Source organism: Pseudomonas sp. NUPR-002 (assembly GCF_056322725.1).
The window spans coordinates 4,752,275-4,772,035 of sequence record NZ_CM150476.1 but is presented as its reverse complement, the minus strand read 5'-3'; the positions used below and the strand labels follow the sequence as shown (position 1 = coordinate 4,772,035).

At 57.5% G+C, this 19,761-nt stretch carries 16 protein-coding genes and 3 pseudogenes; 8 read left to right on the top strand and 11 right to left on the bottom strand.

Going from position 1 to position 19,761, the window contains the following annotated elements:
* Positions 1–12: 12 nt before the first annotated feature.
* The 11 genes and pseudogenes from tssC to ACVWSC_RS21805 form a co-directional block, all read right to left on the bottom strand.
* Entirely contained in the window at positions 13–1,515 is a 1,503-nt protein-coding gene (gene tssC, locus ACVWSC_RS21855; protein ID WP_442109141.1) for a type VI secretion system contractile sheath large subunit, read from the bottom strand.
* Between the two features lie 14 nt (positions 1,516–1,529).
* The gene (gene tssB, locus ACVWSC_RS21850) at positions 1,530–2,066 is read right to left on the bottom strand and encodes a type VI secretion system contractile sheath small subunit (protein ID WP_442109140.1); all 537 of its coding nucleotides are present in this window, start codon (positions 2,064–2,066) and stop codon (positions 1,530–1,532) included.
* A 64-nt stretch (positions 2,067–2,130) separates the two neighbouring features.
* Positions 2,131–2,880 carry a hypothetical protein gene (locus ACVWSC_RS21845; RefSeq protein WP_442109139.1) on the bottom strand — a complete coding sequence of 250 codons (750 nt, stop codon included), beginning with the start codon at positions 2,878–2,880 and terminating at the stop codon, positions 2,131–2,133.
* A gap of 486 nt (positions 2,881–3,366) precedes the next feature.
* A complete protein-coding gene (locus tag ACVWSC_RS21840; protein ID WP_442109138.1) occupies positions 3,367–3,927 on the bottom strand; it encodes a DUF6966 domain-containing protein in 561 nt (186 codons plus the stop codon).
* Between the two features lie 104 nt (positions 3,928–4,031).
* Complete coding sequence (locus ACVWSC_RS21835; RefSeq protein WP_442109137.1) at positions 4,032–4,349, bottom strand: hypothetical protein; 318 nt, start codon at positions 4,347–4,349, stop codon at positions 4,032–4,034.
* 84 nt (positions 4,350–4,433) lie between these two features.
* The gene (locus ACVWSC_RS21830) at positions 4,434–4,742 is read right to left on the bottom strand and encodes a hypothetical protein (protein WP_442109136.1); all 309 of its coding nucleotides are present in this window, start codon (positions 4,740–4,742) and stop codon (positions 4,434–4,436) included.
* Between the two features lie 392 nt (positions 4,743–5,134).
* Positions 5,135–5,428, bottom strand: a pseudogene (locus ACVWSC_RS21825) (immunity protein Tsi6 family protein); the annotation flags it as partial.
* A gap of 58 nt (positions 5,429–5,486) precedes the next feature.
* Positions 5,487–5,975, bottom strand: coding sequence for a hypothetical protein (locus ACVWSC_RS21820; RefSeq protein WP_442109135.1), 489 nt, complete (start codon positions 5,973–5,975; stop codon positions 5,487–5,489).
* An 862-nt stretch (positions 5,976–6,837) separates the two neighbouring features.
* Positions 6,838–6,891: pseudogene (locus tag ACVWSC_RS21815) on the bottom strand (hypothetical protein); the annotation flags it as partial.
* 134 nt (positions 6,892–7,025) lie between these two features.
* Entirely contained in the window at positions 7,026–7,322 is a 297-nt protein-coding gene (locus ACVWSC_RS21810; protein WP_442109134.1) for a hypothetical protein, read from the bottom strand.
* Positions 7,323–7,329: 7 nt separating this feature from the next.
* On the bottom strand, positions 7,330–8,760 hold the full coding sequence (locus ACVWSC_RS21805) for a DUF6861 domain-containing protein (RefSeq protein ID WP_442109133.1): 1,431 nt from the start codon (positions 8,758–8,760) through the stop codon (positions 7,330–7,332).
* Positions 8,761–9,485: 725 nt separating this feature from the next.
* Here ACVWSC_RS21805 and ACVWSC_RS21800 point away from each other — a divergent pair.
* The 8 genes and pseudogenes from ACVWSC_RS21800 to ACVWSC_RS21765 all read left to right on the top strand — a co-directional run.
* Complete coding sequence (locus tag ACVWSC_RS21800; RefSeq protein ID WP_442109132.1) at positions 9,486–11,342, top strand: type VI secretion system Vgr family protein; 1,857 nt, start codon at positions 9,486–9,488, stop codon at positions 11,340–11,342.
* 11 nt (positions 11,343–11,353) lie between these two features.
* Positions 11,354–11,938 (top strand): DcrB-related protein, encoded by a 585-nt coding sequence (locus ACVWSC_RS21795; protein ID WP_442109131.1) that lies wholly within the window; start codon positions 11,354–11,356, stop codon positions 11,936–11,938.
* Between the two features lie 36 nt (positions 11,939–11,974).
* Positions 11,975–12,442 carry a DcrB-related protein gene (locus tag ACVWSC_RS21790; RefSeq protein ID WP_442109130.1) on the top strand — a complete coding sequence of 156 codons (468 nt, stop codon included), beginning with the start codon at positions 11,975–11,977 and terminating at the stop codon, positions 12,440–12,442.
* Between the two features lie 6 nt (positions 12,443–12,448).
* Positions 12,449–16,606 (top strand): RHS repeat-associated core domain-containing protein, encoded by a 4,158-nt coding sequence (locus ACVWSC_RS21785; protein WP_442109129.1) that lies wholly within the window; start codon positions 12,449–12,451, stop codon positions 16,604–16,606.
* Positions 16,603–17,070 carry a hypothetical protein gene (locus ACVWSC_RS21780; RefSeq protein ID WP_442109128.1) on the top strand — a complete coding sequence of 156 codons (468 nt, stop codon included), beginning with the start codon at positions 16,603–16,605 and terminating at the stop codon, positions 17,068–17,070. Before ACVWSC_RS21785 ends, ACVWSC_RS21780 begins: the two co-directional genes overlap by 4 nt.
* Before the next feature lie 140 nt (positions 17,071–17,210).
* Entirely contained in the window at positions 17,211–17,723 is a 513-nt protein-coding gene (locus ACVWSC_RS21775) for an imm11 family protein (RefSeq protein ID WP_442109127.1), read from the top strand.
* Entirely contained in the window at positions 17,710–17,970 is a 261-nt protein-coding gene (locus tag ACVWSC_RS21770) for a hypothetical protein (protein ID WP_442109126.1), read from the top strand. Before ACVWSC_RS21775 ends, ACVWSC_RS21770 begins: the two co-directional genes overlap by 14 nt.
* Before the next feature lie 15 nt (positions 17,971–17,985).
* A pseudogene (locus ACVWSC_RS21765) lies at positions 17,986–19,707 on the top strand (RHS repeat-associated core domain-containing protein); the annotation flags it as partial.
* Between the last annotated feature and the right edge of the window lie 54 nt (positions 19,708–19,761).

Here is a 19,761-nt window from a genome sequence, read left to right as displayed (position 1 = left end):
CACACGGGGCGGTCAGCCGCGGGCGCCTTGCGGCAGTTCGGCGACCAGGCGCAGCGAGGCGGTCAGTTCGTCGAGCTGGTAGTGCGGGCGCAGGTACGTCACGGCCTTGTACACGCCTGGCTTGCCCGGTACCTCGAACACCTCGGCACGTGCTTCACGCAGCGGGAACTTGGCTTTGGCTTCCTGGCTGGCGGTGTCGTCGAGCAGCACATAGCTGGCCAGCCACTGGTTGAGGAAACGCTCCACATCCATGCGCGACGCAAAGCTGCCGATCTTGTCGCGCATGATCGCCTTCATGTAGTGGGCGATGCGCGAGGTGGCGAAGATGTACTGCAGTTGCGCCGACAGGCGTGCGTTGGCGTTGGCGATGTCGGTGTTGTACTGCTTCTGTTTTTGCGCCGACTGGGTGCCGAAGAACGCGGCGTAGTCGGTGCCCTTGCAGTGCACCAGCGGAATGAAGCCAAGGTCCGACAACTCTTTTTCACGGCGGTCGGTGATTGCGATTTCGGTCGGGCACTTGAGGGCGATTTCGCCGTCGTCGGTCTTGAAGGTGTGGGTAGGCAGGCCCTCGACCAGACCACCGCCTTCGACACCGCGAATCGCCACGCACCAGCCGTAGCGGGCGAAGGCATCGGTAACGCGGGTGCCGAGGGCGTAGGCGGCGTTCATCCACAGGTACTTACCGTGGTCGCGGCCGTCGACGCTTTCAACGAAGTTGAATTCTTCCACCGGGGTGGTATCCGGGCCATAGGGCAGGCGGCCGAGTACGTGCGGCAAGGTCAGGCCAACGTAGCGCGAGTCTTCCGAGGCGCGGAACGACTTCCACTTGGCGTATTCGACGGTGTCGAAGATCTTCGCCAGGTCGCGGGGGCCAGACATTTCGGTGAACGAGTCCCAGCCGAACAGCTCGGGCGAAGCAGCCGAAATGAACGGCGCGTGGGCCGCGGCGGCAACATGCGAGATCTCTTCGAGCAGGTACATGTCTTCGGGGCTGCGCTTGAACTCGTAGTCACCGATCAGCATGCCGAACGGTGCGCCACCGAAGGTGCCGTACTCTTCCTCGTAGACCTTCTTGAACAGCGCGCTCTGGTCGAATTCGCTGGCGGCCTTGAGGTCACGTACCAGGTCTTTCTTCGAGGCATTGAGCAGGTGGATTTTCAGCGTGGTGCTAGTTTCGGTCTGGTCGACCTGATACTTCAGGCCGCGCCAGGACGCTTCCAGCTGCTGGAACTCACGGGCGTGCATGATCTCGTTCATCTGCTCGGAGAGCATCGAATCGATCTCGGCGATGCGTGCGTCGAGCACGGCGATCAGGTCTTTGCTCGGGGTCATTTCACCCTCGAGTACCTGGCTCACCAGCTCACCAATCAGGTCACGGGTGCGGCTGCGTTCAGTCTCGGAACGGGCCACGCGGCTTTGCGAAATGATGCTGTCGAGCAGCGAGGGTTGCGGGGCGAAGTTTTCCACTTCGACCAGATCACCGGCCTCTTGCGGTGCGGTTTGTTTGTCGGTCATGTTCAGGCTCCTGCTCAGGCGCGATCGTCGCTGGACGGGTTCACTTCGGCTTCACGGCCGAATTCCTTGCCCAAGGTCTTGAGCTTTTCGGTGTTCTGCAGCACGTCCATCAGCAGCTCTTCGAGCTTGTCGTTGCCGCCCATCTTGTTGCGCAGGTCAGCCAGCTTGTTGCGCACCTCCAGCAGCTTGCGCAGCGGCTCAACCTGCTTGACCACGTTCTGAGGCTCGAAGTCTTCGAGGCTGTTGAAGTTCAGTTCAACGCCCAACTGGGTGCCGTTCTTGGCCAGGGTGTTGTCGACGCGGTAGGTCAGGCGGGGCTTGATGCCCTTGAGCACACCGTTGAAGTTGTCGCGGTCGATGAACACGAACTTGCGGTCTTTGAGCTTGGGCAGGGGTTCCAGCGGGTTGCCGGAGAAGTCGCCCAGCACGCCGACGACAAAGGGCAGTTCCTTTTTCTCGATGGCATCGCCGATGTCCACGTCGTAGGTGATATGGACCCGAGGTGCGCGAACGCGGTCGAGTTTGTGCTGGGTGCTTTCCTTCTTCGCCATCGTGTTCTCCAGTGCGAGCAATTCGCTGCGAATCATTGCGTGGCCCATTGCTGGGCGCTGCGCGTTACAGTCCTTCGATCGTCAGCAGCAGGCGCTGACGGATGTCGTCATTCATTTCCATGATGTTGTCGCGCCCCACCAGTTCTTCGAAGCTGGTGTTACCGGCAATCTGCGTGCTGCTGCGGATAACGGCGTCGTCAGGAAGTTGCGAGCGCACCGGCGAGCTGATGACACAGAAGGGCAGGTCGCCAAAGCCTTTGAGGCGCTCGAAGCTCAGCCCGTAGCGCAGGCCTTCGAACAGTCGGCCCAGGCCTGGCGACTTGCTCAGGCAGTAGAACAGCACCAGGTAGTGCACCACGAAGCGGTACAGCTCGGCGCTGCTGCGGTTGGGGTCTTTGATGACGTTGCGAAACTGCGCCAGGTCGAAGGCGTGAAAGCCCACCACCCAGCGCGTCGGGCTGGTAATGCGGATGACCTGGCCGCTCTGCTCGAGGACCTTGTCGTATTCCAGCGGGAACAATTCGGGGGTGGTGCTGATCAGGTTGAGCGGTACGTCCAGCGCGCTGACCAGCTGGAACGGTGCGGCCGAGCCGATGCGTTCGTAGAGTTCGATGAGCGACTGAAAATGGCCCTGGGTTTCGCGCCCGCTACTGCGTTGCGCGCCCTGCAGGTATTCGCCGAACAGCGTTTGAGGACGGATCAGCGGTGCCAGCGTGGCGAGATAATCTGCCGCCTGCGCCTTGAGCGCATCGGAGATTGCCCGCGTCTGGGTACGCAGTTTGATCAGTGCTTCGACGTCAAACGTCTGTGTCATTGGTACATCATCCATGAAGCGTGGTGTTCGTCCTGAAACGCCGCGGGCGCAAGCCTGAGGCACGGTACTGGCACATGAATATCGTGTTGCCAGTAATGCCGAATAGGGCAGCTCGTCCTGGAATTAGTTCCAGCGAGGGCGGCGATTTTTTCCCTGTTTTATGAACGGGCGCAATGGTGTCTCATTGACATCTCATGTCTGCGGAGGGTGCGAAAAATCTGGGGCAGGCCCTGTAAGGCGTGGGTCTTAGGCGGGAAAAACAGCCGAGAAAATAGCTGAGAAATTATTTAAGAAAATGTGAGGTGAGTCTCATTTTTTGTCGCATTGCAGGCCTCGGGCGGGGCTTGACAAATGGAGAATCAGTGATGGCATTGCGACGAAATACGTCGCGCCGAAGCCTCTGTAGGAGCGGGCTTGCCCCGCGATACGCTATGACTGACAGACCGCAATCGCGGGGCAAGCCCGCTCCTACAGGTATACCGCTGGCTAAACGAGCCTCGCGCCCCATTCATGCAGCCATCCCAATAGCTCATGCAGCTCATCGGTGGCTTGTCGCAACAGCACGCCGTCGCGATACAGCACCAGATCGCAGATCGACCCCATGCCGCCATACATCCCCAAGATGCTCCTGCGCACTTCATCACTCTCGTGCGACAACCGTGCGCGTTGATCCTCGATGCCACTGGCCCAACTGGGGCAATGCCCATCACGCAGCAATTGGGCAATCCGCCCCATGATCGTCGCGATTTCCACCACGCTGAAACCGCGCTCACCCGAAGTCCCTCGGTTGGCACCTGGCGGCATCAACAACGCATGATCCATCTGCCGGCGACGGCAGCGGATAACCATTGGCAGCGCCGCACAAGGCTCACGCATCCAGGCATGGAAATGTGCATCCTCGATGGCATAGTGCTCCTCGTAATCGACCATGCCGTTGCTGACGGGGATGGAAAGATAACGGCAGTTGGTGCTTGTCTCGCTGCCCAGGGAGAAGCGGAATTCAAGGCTGGTGAAGGTGTCGCTGAATGTCCTGGGGTGGGTTGTCATCGAGAGTGTCCTGAGTTTTGTACAGAGCCTAGTGGCGTGTTCAAGTCCATTCAGGTTCATGGCAGTACCCCAGCCCGCAACGTAAATTTCCCACCGGCAGCCCGTTACCACTCCGTTGGCCTTTCACCCATGCTTGCCTTCAATCGACGCAGGGTAGGAGACTCGCCGCCCGTCAACTCGATACGAAACTCCGCAAAAGCGTGTTCAAGCTCGGCGTGTTGCTGCAGCCCTTCTTCGGTGAACAGGTAGCGACCCGGAATGTCATGCCATTCCATGGGCGTCAGGATCATTTGCTGCTCCGCCAAGTCCAGCAGCGGTTCCAATTCGACACCCAACTGCCTGGCGGCTGGGATGTGCAGCTTGAGGTTGTCGAGGATGGCCCGCAGTGCCAGCGATTTGAGCTTCAAGCGATCAGTGTTCATGCAATTGCCTCTTGCCTATAGACGAGTTCAATTTCATGGCGTTACGAGGATAGACGCAGGTGACGCCTCTCACTCGTTGAGTGATCAGGGCCTATTCATTTTGGCTTGTAGCATCTGAAAGGCTCTTGAACTTCGGCCGTCGATGAGCTCCACATAAAATGAAGCGTATAGCTCCTCGAGGTCACGATATGAACCTAATGGGGTTTCAGTAAAGTAGCGATGGCCGGGGATATCCCGCGGCTCCATAGGCGCAGTAATTTCCTGTCTCAAAGCGCGATCAATCAAGCCATTCAGCTCACGTAGTAAGAGCGCTGCAGCAGGCTCTTGGAGCTGGTACCGCTCTAGCAGGTTGCGCAGATGGATAGCGGCATATTCAAGTGCATCCTGGTTCATGGCAGTACCCCAGCCCATAACGTAAATTTCCCACCCATACCCCGTTACCCCTCCGTTGGCTTTCCACCCATGTTCGCCATCAGCCGACGCAGGACAGGGGACTCGCCGCCCGTCAACTCGATACGAAACTCTGCAAAGGCGTGTTCAAGCTCGGCGTACTGCTGCAGCCCTTCTTCGGTGAGCAGGCAGCGACCCGGTATTTCATGCCATTCCATGGGCGTCAGGATCATCTGCTGCTCAGCCAACTCCAGCAGCGGTTCCAGTTCGACACCCAACCGCCTGGCGGCTGGGATGTGCAGCTTGAGGTTGTCGAGGATGGCCCGCAGTGCCAGCGATTTGAGCTTCAAGCGATCAGTATTCACAGGGCGGCCGGATCTGTGCGTTGGCAATCGATCGGGCGGCTGGATCTTGAGGCCGCGAGCAGACTGAATGGCCACGTAGTAGGCGTCCTTCAAGACGCGGGCAAGTTCGGGATCATTGTCCTCGAACTCCTTTGCTGCGATGGCGCCCATGCTGAGTTGGTGGAGCTTGGATTTGTCTGACTCGCGCCCTTCGAACACGGCTTTTACCAAGTCCAATTGATTGAGCAGCATCCCGTAAAGTGGATTGCGAGGGCAAACCCTTTTCCGCTCTTCAGTGAGATCGATAGCCTTCTGCACATAGTCGAGGGGCGTTGTGGGTTTCATGGCTTACCTGGCATTGGTCGTACAAGCGCGACTATTCGTTTCTCAACCACCGACGCTGTCAACGGCCATCGACCTGAACGCAGACGTCCTTGCCATCGATCACCTTGCATGGCCAGTTGTCGTTGATGTAATGGTCTGGCTTGAAACATACCCGCTCATCATTGACCCAGAACAGCTGCCAGGCAGAACCTGATATCAACAGTTTCGAGCAGGGCGAATATCCCCTGGCCAGCAATGCCACGGTCGTTAAAACCATCACGGCAGGGACTACATAGATCAGCGTCTTCAGCGACACCCCGAACATCAGTGTCTGGAAACGGTGCAGCCGTGAACCAGGGGCAGGGTCGAACTTTTCTCCGGTCCAGGCGCAAATCGTACTGCCAACGAGCAGGATGGCCAGTGCCGGCGGCGCCATGAGCAGACCGAACGCGAGGTACGGGGTTTCCACGACGGGAGCGCCGCGCAGCAGTCTGCCGTACAGCGGGAACAGGTAGTGGATGTACGCATAAACCGAGATGGCGCCTACCAGCAGGAATGTGGCGATCATGCCGACGGCTAGCAGCCTGAGCTTGAGAGGCGAAAGGCCAGGGGGCAACTGTGTGGAGTACGATGCCATCGTCAGGGCTCGGGCAGGCGATAGGTGGGTCGCATTATAGTGCGCTGCGAAACTTCGATGCTGATGGCTACCCTGCAGTACGTGAGCAAGACACGATCAAACTGTTCGAAACAAGCAGCTTGGTAATTATTGTCACTCATCAAACTGGACACATACATTCTTATCCCCTATGCGCTTACAGGGCTTATTGTCGCTAGTATAGGAGTCAGGCTTGAAGCAATATCGCGAATCGTTGACCCAATACACTTTCCAGGCCGAACCGGAAATTAGTAACTTTTGACAGGGTGTGTATCCCTTGGCCCACAAGGCTAGTGTTACTAGTATCGCCAGTACCGGCGCTATGCAGATCATTGACCATAGTGTCAATTTATATGAGTTGTATTGAAATCGGTGTAGTCGAGTGTTGGCCGGCGGATCAAATTTTTTGGCGTGCCAGCATGCGTATGCCGAGGTTATGACAAGTATTGGGCTAGCTGTGCACATGGCGATCAGCATAAAGCCCAAGTATGGCGTAATCACGATGGGTGCATTTCTAAAAAGATTGCCGAGTAACGGCAGTACGTCGCTCTTGAGCCAGTAGGCTGATAGTAAGCCTAGGGTAGCGGTCAATAGACAAGTAAGAAAAGCCACGAGGCGAAATAGAAGTGGGGATCGCTCGTGGAATTCATAGGGTTGGTGTGTGGTCATTATTAAAACTTTGGCAAGCTGAAAGGCGGGAGTCGCGTGGGCAAACAATCGGGAAATTGGATCTTGAGTCCGCGAGCAGACTGAATGGCCACGTAGTAGGCGTCCTTCAATCGGGATCATTTTCTTCGAACTCCTTCGATGCGATGGTGCCTATGCTGAGTTGGAGCTTGTATTTGTCTGGCTCCCGCCCTTCAAAAACGGCTTTTGCTTAGTCGAGTTTATTGAACAGAATCCCGTAGAGTGGATTGCGAGCGCAAGCCCTGCTCAGCTGTGCGACGAGATCGACACTATCAATCAAACCCTCTCAAAAGCCTCCCATAGATCTTGCCGAATATTGTCCAGCTTGATATTGGCTGCGACCCGTTCCTGCGAAGTGCCAGCGTCAACGTAAACATCTGAGAAGCCCGACTTGGATCCGGCCATAGTTCTATATAGGGAGGCTGCACGCTCCCAATGCGGGTCGTTCCGAGTGACGCTGTTTGAAAGTGCCTTGATTGTAGAGTTTATACCTCCGTCGAAGCTGTAGCAGCCTTCTCGGTGATAAATCTCTTTAAGTTCTTTCAGGAGTTCTGCCGCTTTAATGTTATTCATTTTGACTTTACTTTAATGGAGTTGGCTGTCCCAGCGTTTCAACGCCTGGCATTTTCCAAGGTTCTTGCACGAAAATCTGATGGATATTCTGACCTCCGACATAAATGCCGCCTTGGTTGCCTACGGGGCCTTCGTAAACGATGCTACCTGCAGGAATCTTAACCGAATACACGGTATTAATTGGTGAGCTTCCCGTCAATTCACCAGTCAATCCATCAATCCATTGAGGTTTGACAGCGGTGTCAATCCGAACTTGAGCAACGGATGTAGGGGGAGCTTCTGTAAACCATTGCCCTAGTGACTTCCCATTAATGTCTCCGCCGCGATGAAGCACCGTATCCTCATAAAGCTCGATGGCGCGATAGCGGCCCCCAGAAAAGTTTGCGGCTGGATTTCCTCTGATTTCTGCCAGAGGACCAGGATTGCTGACCATGTCAAACTCACCAATTACCCTGCCTGGCAAAGTCGTTTTCCCGAGCAGCGGGCGTTCAATGGCATTTAAAGGTGTGTTGTCGATCTTCTGGGGGGCTGGAGCGTGTTGCGACGAAGGAGCAGATTCGGGATAGGTCCGATTAAGCGGTGTGGGTTCTTTCACCAACAGCTCCGCCTGCGTCAGCAGCTTCTGCTCGTTTTTCGCCAACCAGGCCGCCAACTGCTTGTTGGAAATCTCGGCCTGCAAACGGGCACTGCGTGTGGCAATGCTTTCCATGCTGCTCATCACCCCGGCCTTCATCTGCCCACGCGTCAGGTAGGTGACGATGGCGGTCAACAACAGCAGCACTAATTGCTCCTGTCCGCGGGCCAGTTGACGCGCCGCGCGCTCGACACGCTCCTCGGCCTGCGCTGCGGAGCCGCCGCTTGGGTCAAGGCCGGCAGGTTTGAGGCCATCCTCGGCAAACCAGGCGGTGGCCATCCCTTGCTGCAAGGTCGACAGGCATGCTGGCAGGCCTTGGTAGAAGTATTCGGCAATCGCCGACAGCCCCAGCCCCATGAGGATCAGGTTACCCACCTGCAGGCCAATACCGGCGCCCGCCACGGCTCCAGGGGCCGCGCCGACACCAAAGGCGAACGCACCGGCCGCACCACCGGCCAGGGTGCCCACCGCTACACTGCCGCCGAGAATCATGGAGACCTCTTTGACCAGTTGCAACAGCACCGGCAGGATCTGCTCGATGCCAATCGAGGACCACTTGCGCTTGAGGTTGTATTGAATGATCGGGTAGGACAGGGCCATGGCCTGGCGCACGTTGTCGATGCGCTCGCCACCGAGGTAGCCATAGGTCTGATTGGCGCCGTTGCTCACCCGTCGGCTGAAACCATCCCAGGCCTCGTGGGCACTGTTCAGGCCGCTATCGACGCTCTGGTTGAGTGCGCTGAATTTCTGCTCGAGGTTGCGCTCGATGTCTCCCCAACTGGGGGTGTTGGCTAAAAGGTCCATTTTCGCTTCACTGTCCATGGCAGTAGGCAGCGCTTCGGCGTCCTGCGCTGCATTTCGCGTCAGACCTCAGCGCTTGCGAGAAGGTCCAGACGGGTGCTCATTGTTCTCATGCCGACCCTGCACAGCAATGATGGCAATTAAATATCGCTAGGCCTGTCTGGTCTAAGTGATAGCCGCGAGCGCCAGAACTGCTGGCGTTCTTGGAAGCTTTAGGCCAGGGCGAAAAAATGCTGAGAAAGTTGAACCAGGCCACGTTATGTAACATTTTTCTTCGATTTTTCGTTCGGGCGGCAGGTAGCAATTCGACGTGATTGGTGCGCATGCACAAGCCCTTGTGTTGCGCCGTTGTGCACGCCCCTAAGTCCTTCTGCCACGGGCGATTCGGCAAGGGACACGGCTGCCCAGGGCAACCGGTGAAGGGTGTCGGTGGTGGCTATATGCTACTGCTGAATTTCGCTGTATCCCGTGTGCCATGTGGGCTGCAGCGAGTTGACAGGGTAGCTTTTGCCAGTGTCTCCTTTGGGCCTTTCTGCTCGCCTGGTATTCGGGAATGTGAACCAGGTCGCATTAAATCAAGGTGAGTGATGGCACTTTCCGCGCAGCGGGCAGTCGCATGATTCCACAGGCTACACGCATGACGCGCGCCTGCCTGATGCGCCCGCAAGATCAGAGTTGTAGCTGAGCATCGCGCAAGCGTGCTGGCCGTGTTTTCAAGGAGATTTAGAATGATCATGGACCTGGCCACCGCGCTGCTGTCGCCGCAGAACCGCCGCCTGTTCAAGTTTCACAACCTGGCCAACCCCGAGCAGGAACTGCTGCTGGAAACCTTCAAGGGCGCAGAGGGCCTGTCGCGGGCATTCAACTACGAATTGCTGCTGGTGTGTGAAGACTCCGGCGTGCCGTTGAAGTCGATGATGGGCCAGCACGTCAGCATCGAAATTGAGCTGGCAGCTGGCGGCCCACGCTATATCACCGGTTACCTCACGCGCTTCGCCAGCATCGGCAGCGACGGCGGTATGGCCCGCTACACTGCCACCCTCAACCCGTGGTTCTCGATGCTCAAGAACCGCTTCGACACCCGGATATTCCAGGGCAATACGGTCGAGGAAGTGGTCACCCAGGTGTTCGCCCTGTGCCCGGCGTTTTCCCGCCACGAGTTCCGCCTGACCCGACCGCAGAAGCGCTATACCTACATCACCCAGTACCGCGAGTCTGACTTCAACTTCGTCCAGCGGCTGCTGGAGGAAGAGGGGATGTTCTACTACTTCGAGCACACCGCCGAAGGTCACACGATGATCATCTGCGATGACTCCAGCACCTTGGTGGATATCCCCGAGCAACCGCAAATCCGTTTCCACAGCGCTTCGGTTACCGAGACCGCCGACTCCATCACCCAGTGGAGCGGTAACCGCCAGCTGCAGTCCGGCAAGATGGCCACGCAAACCTTCGATTACCGCCAACCCAACAACCGCCTGCCGGTGGCGATGAACAGTGTGAACAAGCAGGGTGATGTCGAGAGCTTTGAAATCTACGACTTCCCCGGCCAGTACACCCACGGCACCTACGACGAAGGCGAAACCCTGTTGCGCTTGCGCATTGAAGCCCTTGAACTGCGCGGCAAGAAGTTCGAAGGCGCGAGCAACTGCCGCGCCATGAAGCCCGGCTACACCTTCGAGTTGCTACAACACTACTCCCACGATCAGGGCGCCGTAGAAGACCGTCAATTCTTGCTGATGCGCGTGGAAAGTGAAGGCCACAACAACTACCTCAGCGGCCAGCAGGCCAGCTACTTCAACACCTTCATCTGCGTGCGCAAGAAAATTCCGTTTCGTCCACAACTGAGCACGCCTAAGCCGAGCATCGCTGGCCCGCAAACAGCCATCATCGTCGGCCCACCCGGCGAAGAGATCTACACCGACGAACTGGGCCGGGTGAAGATCCAGTTCCACTGGGACCGCAACGGCGAATTCAACGACCACAGCTCATGCTGGGTGCGCGTCGCCCAATCCGGCGCCAGCGGCGGTTTCGGCAGCATCCAGATCCCACGGGTTGGCGATGAAGTCGTGGTGGTGTTTCTCGACGGTAACCCAGACCGTCCGTTGATCATGGGTAGCCTGTACAACAGCAGCAACACGCCGCCGTGGTCGCTGCCGGCGAACAAGACGCAGAGTGGTTTTCTGACCCGCTCGATGAAAGGCGATGGCGGTACCGCGAACTTCTTCCGCTTCGAAGACAAGTCTGGCGCCGAGCAGATCATCATGCACGCCGAGCGGAACATGGACACCGAGATCGAACTGGATGAGACCCATGATGTGGGCAATAACCGGACGATCACGGTCGGTGGTGCGCATCAGGAAATCATCAAGAAAGACACGCTGGTCAATGTTCAGGAAGGCTCGTACACCTTGCAGGTGGACAACCAGTTCATTCAGGTCAGCGCCAAACAGCACATCATCCTGCAGGTGGGGGCTAGCAGCATTACGCTGACCCCGGAAGGTATCGAGATCAAAGGCAAGGTCATTACCACCACCAGCACCGACACCACGCAGATCACCGGCGCCGCCGTGCGGATCAACGACTGAGGCTGCTGACGATGAGCAGGTCCTCTATCTACGACCGCATTTCTGCGCGGCGCGAAGCCGAGCAGCAAGCAAGTCGCCTGGCCGAGCTGGCGCAAGCAGCCAGCGTACCAGCCCCTCTGCCCGAACCAGAACCGCTGCCAGTTGCCCTGCAGAACGTCGCCAGCGGTTTTACCTTCGGCGGTTTCAATCTGCTATTTCCGGTGGGTTTCCGGTTTCGCGACGTCCAGACCACCCTCGAGCACGAAGGGGAATCGGTAACCCTCAACATCCGCCGCCGCGATGTGCGCTCCACGCAGACGCTGGAGCAACTGTTCGACGCTGCAATTCAAGCCTTGCGTGAAGTGAACCCACAGCTGCGCGTGATTCGTCAGCGCGACTGCCATGTGGCAGGCAGCCCGGCCAAGGCGCTGGACTTTCACTTCGCTGCCGGTCATGAGCCCCGACACGGGCGCCTGGTCGGGACGCTGGTGCCTGTCGAAGGCAGCGACGCCGCGCAATGGCTGGACATCTCCTGCGTGATTGACCCGACCAAGCCGGGCTTGAGCCAGTGGCTGGCTGAATTCGACCGCATGCTCGATAACCTCGCGCTGCGCTGACCCCCCACTATTTTTGCTATCAGGAATTTTCATCGTATGGATTACGCGTTGCAGGAAGGCGGCATTGCGCTGCCAGCAGGTTTTGAGGATCGCACGGTCAACATGTTCGTCTTGGGGGCCAGTGTTCCTGCACCGTTGAGCATCACTGTCTCGCGTGACGTCTTGCTGCCTGACGAAACATTGCAGGCCTATGTGGATCGCCAGGTCAAAATGCTGACCTCTAAGTTGCGCGGCTACACACGCATGGGCAACAAGGCGGTCTCGCTTTCGGCCACTGCGCCAATCGCTGGCGTGCAGATCGACGCCTATTACATGAACCAGGGTCGCCCGCTGTACCAGCGCCAGGCCGCCTTCATCATCAGCCCCGGGCGTGCGCTGATTTTCTCCACCACCGCACAAGCCGACTTCAGCCCCCAGCAGAATCAGGACTGGGACAACCTGCTCGCCAGCTTCACCCCGCGCACGCCTGCCAACACCAGTGCCGAGCACGGCGAACAGGAGTAATTCCTCATGTTCGAAGCGGCCAGGTTCGGCGACGACATATCGCACACCAGCGCGCTGGGCGGGTTCCTGATCGGAGCTGCCCTGGGCATTGCGCTGGTGGCTACAGTGGCCATCGCCACGTTCACTTGCGGGTTTGGCGTGGCCTTGCTGGCCGGCCTCGCAGCGGGCATCGGAGGCAGCTTGCTGACTGCCGCCGGGGAGGCGATAGGCAGTCTGTTTTCATCCCCCTCCGGGACGATTACCACTGCCTCCCCCAATGTGTTCATCAATAGCCGTAAAGCGGCGCGCGTCGAGAAAAGCATCGGCGCCTGCGACAAGCATCCAGGGCCGGTGCAGATTGCCGAAGGCTCGACCAACGTCTTCATCAACAGCGTGGCGGCGGCGCGCAAGGGCGACAAGCTGACCTGCGGCGCTACGATTTCTGGCGGTTCGGACAACGTCATCATCGGCGGCGGCACCTACCGCTACCTGCCAGTCGACGACGAAATCCCGCAATGGCTGCGCACCACCGTGGATGTGCTGATGGCCATTGCCGGTGCCGCCGGGGGGATTGCTCAATTGCTCAAGGCCGGCACCCAGGCCGGCATGAAAGCGGTTATGCCCTGCGCCTTGAAGTTCACCGCAGGCTTCGTTGCTGGCGAGGTGGCCAGCCGCTACGTGGTGGAGCCGGTGGCGCGCAAGGCGATTGGCGGGCTGATCGGCAACCCGGTCGATCTCACCACCGGGCGCAAATTGATTCCCGATGAAATCGACTTCAGCCTGCCCGGCCTGATGCCGATTGAATGGTCGCGTTTCTACGCCAGCGACCTCACCGTCGACAGCGTGCTCGGTCGCGGCTGGGTGCTGCCCTGGGAACAGAGCCTGCGCCGCCAAGGCAGCTTCATCTACCTTACCGACAACCAGGGCCGGGAAGTCCCGTTCGTTACCCTGCAACCGGGCGAGCGTATCTACAACCCGCACGAGCAGGTGTACCTGGTGTGCAGCGAGGGCGGTCACTACCTGTTGCAAACCCTCGACAACCTGTTCTTCTACTTCGGTGAAGTGCCAGACGACAACCGCAACGTCCCGCTGCAGCGTATCGAAAACGCCCTCGGCCACTTCCTGCATTTCACCCGCACGCCCGACGGCACACTCACCGACATCAGCGCCACCGGCGGCACCCGCGTGCACCTGCATTACGATCACCCGCTGGGCCGTCTGACCGATATCAAGCGTGTGGTGAACAACCAGCCGGTTGAAACGCTCACCCAGTACCGCTACGACGCACACGGCCAACTGAGTGAAGTGATCAACCGCAACGGCGATTCGGTGCGGCGCTTCAGCTACGCCGAAGACGTGATGGTGAGCCACAGCAACGCCCTGGGCCTGGGCTGCCACTACCGCTGGCAAACCCTTGGCGGTGCGCCACGCGTGGTGGAGCACTGGACCAGCGATGGTGAGCACTTCCATTTTCGCTACGACCTCGACGCCCGCAGCAGTTGGGCCACTGATGTGCTCGGGCGCGAGCTGCAGGTGCAGTACAACGCCGACCACCGCGTGATTGCCAGCCGGGACTATGGTGGCGAACGCTACGCCATCGACCTGGACGAACACGGCAACATGGTCGGCCTGAGCTTGCCGGACGGCAACCAGCTCAGCTTCACCTACGACGAATTCGCCCGCCTGCTGGAAGAGTGCGACCCGCTCGGTCGCAAGACCACCTACGAATACCACCACCTGACCCGGCTGGTGACGAAAGTCACCTACCCGGATGGCAGCACCTGGCAGGCGCGCTACGACGACAAGGGCAACCTGCTCGCCGAAACCGATGCCCTGGGGAACCTGACCGAATACCTCAACAGCGACGACGGCTTGCCGCACACCATCATCGACGCGACCTACAAGTCCAAATACCTGTGGTGGAACACCCTGGCGCAAGTCGAGCGCTATCAGGACTGCTCAGGCAAAAGTACCTACTACCGCTACGACGAACGCCAGCACCTGGTCGCCGTTACCGACGCGCTGAAGCAAACCACCACACTGGAGCGCAAACCCGACGGCGAAGTACTGCGCATCAACTACCCGGACGGCACAGCAGAACACTTCACCTACAACGTCTACGGCCAGGTGCTCAGCCACACCGACGGCAAGGGCCAGAGCACCCGCTTGCTGCGCACCGCCCGCGGCTTGCCGAGCAGCCGGCAGGATGCCAAAGGCCAGCGCGTGCGCTACGAATACGACAAGGCCCTGCGCCTGACCGCGCTGGTCAACGAGAACAACGCCACCTACAGCTTTGCTTACGACCTGTCGGATCGGCTCAGTGAAGAAGTGCGGGTCGATAACCTGACCCGGCGCTTCAGCTACAACGACGGCGGCCACCTGACCCGGCTCGACGAGATCGGCTACGGCGAAAACGCCGAGCGCCCGCAGCGCCATACCCTGTTCGAACGCGACCGCATTGGTCGTTTGATTACCAAGATCAACAGCGATGCGCAGCAGGCCTTCCAGTATGACGACGGCGACCGCTTGCTGAGCATCGAGCGACAACCGACCGGGCTCGGTAAGCAACTCGGTGTTAGCGAAGAAAAGTTGGAGTACGCCTACGACCGGCTGGGGCGTCTGACGCAAGAGGTCACCCCGGATGGCACGCTCACCTATGAATACGACCCCCTCAGCAACCTCACCACATTGACCCTGCCGGATGGTCGCAAGGTCAACCACCTGTACTACGGCAGCGGCCACCTGCACCAGCTGAACCTGGACGGTCAGGTGATCAGCGACATGGAGCGTGATGACCTGCACCGCGAGGTGTACCGGACCCAGGGCAAGCTCACCAGTTGCTTTGGTTACGACGCCATGGGGCGTAAGGCGTGGCAGTTTGCGTCAACGTTGCCTGCCGACAAGCTGTCACAGGTGCACAACACCGGCATTAACACGTCGCTACTGGTGGAGCATGCCTACAACCCGATTCACCGGCGCTACCAGTACGATCCTGCGGGGGAATTGGTACGCACGCTGGACAAGCTACGCGGCGAGATCAAATACGAGTACGAAGCCAATGGCCAGTTACACAGCCGCGATACCGGCTCATTGATTGGCAGTGAAGAATTCCGCTACGACCCTGCCGCCAACCGCCTGGACTTCAATGCTCGGCAGTTCGACAAGGTCAAGGACAACCGCATCAAGCAGTGGCGGGATCAGGAATACCGCTACGACCCGTGGGGCAACCTGATTGAGAAGCGCTCGGGGCACAGCAAGCTGCAGCGCTTTAGCTACGATTGTGAAAACCGGTTGGTGCGGGCTGAGACGCTGGTCAATGGCAAGCTGGAAAGTACCGGGCGTTATCGGTACGACAGCCTAGGACGGCGGGTTGGCAAGCAGGCAGAACTCAACGGCGAGGTTGAGCAGAAACGCTTCTTCTGGCAAGGGCTGCGGATGCTGCGCGAGGAGACGCCCGGGCAGAGCATCCTGTACCTGTATGAGCCGGGAAGCTATGCGCCGCTGGCGCGGGTTGATCAGGTGGAGGGAGAAGAGCAGAAGGTCTACTACTTCCATACTGATCAGATTGGTACGCCGCTGGAGCTGACGGACAGCGATGGAGAAATTGTCTGGCAGGCGACGTATCGGTCGTGGGGCGCGATTGAGCAACTAACGGTCAATGAAGTCGAGCAGAATTTGCGGTTTCAGGGGCAGTACTCTGACTCAGAGACGGGGCTGCACTACAACACGTTCAGGTACTACGATCCGGAGGTCGGGCGGTTTGTAACGCAGGATCCGATTGGATTGGATGGAGGGTTCAACCTTTATCGATACGTACCGAGCCCAACGGGCTGGATTGATCCTTGGGGATGGGAGTGCTGGGGGACTGCGCGTAAGAACTACTGGAAAGCTGAGGCTAAAGCCCCTACTCAGGCATATTCTCCTGCCAACCTTGCTCGGATGGCGGAAGGTAAAGCTCCTAAAATGACTGTTCTAGTAAGGAACAGGAAAACCTTCGCGGTGACCAAAAAGGAAATGACTTTGGAGCTTCATCATAATGACATCCCGCAGCGAGTTGGTGGGGCCGGGGTACATGATAAAGAAAACTTACTTTCGCTAACTCCGTGGGAGCATGAGGCCGTAGATTTGTATCGCCATGTTGGGTACGATTTGATAAAAGTTATTAAGGGAGTAAATGTTTGGTGAGTACTAGTTCAGATGTTGTAAGTGGCGTTGTCAATTCAGAGGCTTATCAGAATATAGTTTCCCAACTAAAGAAAGATGTGGGTATTACTATATGTGAAGAGCTTTCGGAGTTGTTTTGTGATTTTGATGCGGCGGCTTTTGATCGATCGGGGTTGTCGATTGAAGAGCTTAAAGCTGTATTTGAGGCTGGATCAGATGAAATAAGAGACTATTCAATTAGAAAGTATAAGGCTTTAGACGGGGCTTCAGAAGAGCAGGAATATCCTGTGGGTGAAGAACCTGATGAAGAAGATGATGAGTTTGAAAGCGAAAATTTAGGTTATGCCCCAGGCTTTTTGTTGGCTAATGCGATAGAGTTTCTGCTTGCGAAAAAAGGGGGGAGGTACTTAGAGAAATACCTAAAAGAGTCTAGGGTTCCGAAGGCAGGGGAGTATGCTAAGCAAGTCTTGTCATTTATAGGGTAGGTTTTTGTTGGTAGATGACGTGGCGTTAGTCCGTGGGGGATTTTAGGTTTTGAGTGTTTAGGAGGTGTTATGAATTATTACTCAATGTGCCATGAGGTGGTAGATGGAGGGTACACTGATGGTGAGGTATTATTTTTCCAGTGCTTGAAGATTACTATCAAGTCGGGAGGCTTTTGTCTATATCAGGTTTGTCCATAGAGGTGATCTTGGATAAGAGGGTTCGCAATCTGAGCTCTGACTTCTTTTTGACAACATGTGGCGCATTTTTCGTATCTGGAGAATTGAAAAATGTTTTTAATGAAGTCAATTCTGAGGCGAGTTTTATTCGTGCTGAAGTGAAATATTTTAGCGGAAAGCCTGTTGAGGAGGAGTACTTTCTTATCCATGTTGACGAGAAGGTCTCATGCTTTGACTATGAGCAGTCAGAGTACTCTGGGAAAACCATGATTTTAAATAAGGTTAAGGCGGGTGAGCTGGATAATGACTACAAGGTTCGAGGTATAAAAAAGCTTTGTATTGATGAGTTAAAGACTGGTGGTCTGGATTTTTTATTTGTTGAAGGCGTGATATGGATTGACCCGATTGTGTCGGAGACTTTTGTACGTAAGGTTGAAAGTAAGAAGCTTTTAGTGAGATTTGATGCTGTCGGATGATGTTGGCTTGCCGCACACCATCATCGACGCGACCTACAAGTCCAAATACCTGTGGTGGAGCACCCTGGCGCAAGTCGAGCGCTATCAGGACTGCTCAGGCAAGAGCACCTACTACCGCTACGACGAACGCCAGCACCTGGTCGCCGTCACCGATGCGCTGAACCAGACCACCACACTGGAGCGCAAACCCGACGGTGAAGTACTGCGCATCAACTACCCGGACGGCAGCGCGGAAACCTTCGCCTAGAACGTCTACGGCCAGGTGCTCAGCCACACCGACGGCAAAGGCCAGACCACCCGCTTGCTGCGCACCGCCCGCGGGCTGCCGAGCAGCCGGCAGGATGCCAAGGGCCAGCGGGTGCGTTACGAATACGACAAGGCCCTGCGCCTGACCGCGTTGGTCAACGAGAACAACGCCACCTACAGCTTTGCTTACGACCTGTCGGATCGGCTCAGTGAAGAAGTGCGGGTCGATAACCTGACCCGGCGCTTCAGCTACAACGACGGCGGCCACCTGACCCGGCTCGACGAGATCGGCTACGGCGAAAACGCCGAACGCCCGCAGCGCCATACCCTGTTCGAACGCGACCGCATTGGGCGCTTGATTACCAAGATCAACAGCGATACGCAGCAAACCTTCCAGTACGACGATGGCGACCGCTTGCTGAGCATCGAGCGGCAACCGACTGGGCTCGGTAAGCAACTCGGCGTTAGCGAAGAAAAGTTGGAGTACGCCTACGACCGGCTGGGGCGTCTGACGCAAGAGGTCACCCCGGATGGCACGCTCACCTATGAATACGACCCCCTCAGCAACCTCACCACACTGACCCTGCCGGATGGCCGCAAGGTCAACCACCTGTACTACGGCAGCGGCCACCTGCACCAACTGAACCTGGACGGTCAGGTGATCAGCGACATGGAGCGTGATGACCTGCACCGCGAGGTGTACCGGACCCAGGGCAAGCTCACCAGTTGCTTTGGTTACGACGCGATGGGGCGCAAGGCGTGGCAGTTTGCCTCGACCTTGCCTGCCGACAAGCTGTCCCAGGTGCACAACACCGGCATTAACACGTCGCTACTGGTGGAGCATGCCTACAACCCGATTCACCGCCGCTATCAATACGACCCGGCAGGCGAACTGGTGCGCACGCTGGACAAGCTACGCGGCGAGATCAAATACGAGTACGAAGCCAATGGCCAATTGCACAGTCGTGATACCGGCTCGTTGATTGGCAGTGAAGAGTTCCGCTACGACCCAGCCGCCAACCGCCTGGACTTCAATGCCCGGCAGTTCGACAAGGTCAAGGACAACCGCATCAGTCGGTGGCGGGATCAGGAATACCGCTACGACCCGTGGGGCAACCTGATTGAGAAGCGCTCGGGACATAGCAAGTTGCAGCGCTTTAGCTATGACTGTGAAAACCGGTTGGTGCGGGCTGAGACGCTGGTCAATGGCAAGCTGGAAAGTACCGGACGGTATCGGTACGACAGCTTGGGGCGGCGGGTTGGCAAGCAGGCAGAACTCAACGGTGAGGTTGAGCAGAAACGCTTCCTCTGGCAAGGGCTGCGGATGCTGCGCGAGGAGACGCCTGGGCAGAGCATCTTGTACCTGTATGAGCCGGGAAGCTATGCGCCGTTGGCGCGGGTTGATCAGGCGGAAGGGGAAGAGCAGAAGGTCTACTACTTCCATACTGATCAGATTGGTACGCCGCTGGAGCTGACCGACAGCGAGGGCGAGATTGTCTGGCAGGCAACCTATCGCTCCTGGGGCGCGATTGAACAACTGACGGTCAATGAAGTTGAGCAGAACTTGCGGCTTCAGGGGCAGTACTCTGACTCAGAGACAGGTCTACACTACAATACATTCCGATTCTATGATCCTGAATCGGGCCGCTTCATCACACAGGACCCAATAGGTCTGTCCGGAGGTATAAACCTCTATCAATATGCAGTAAATCCAATTGCATGGATCGACCCGTGGGGTTGGAATGCAAAGCCATCTCACTCCCCCGATATAGCTAAATGGCTGGATAAGGGC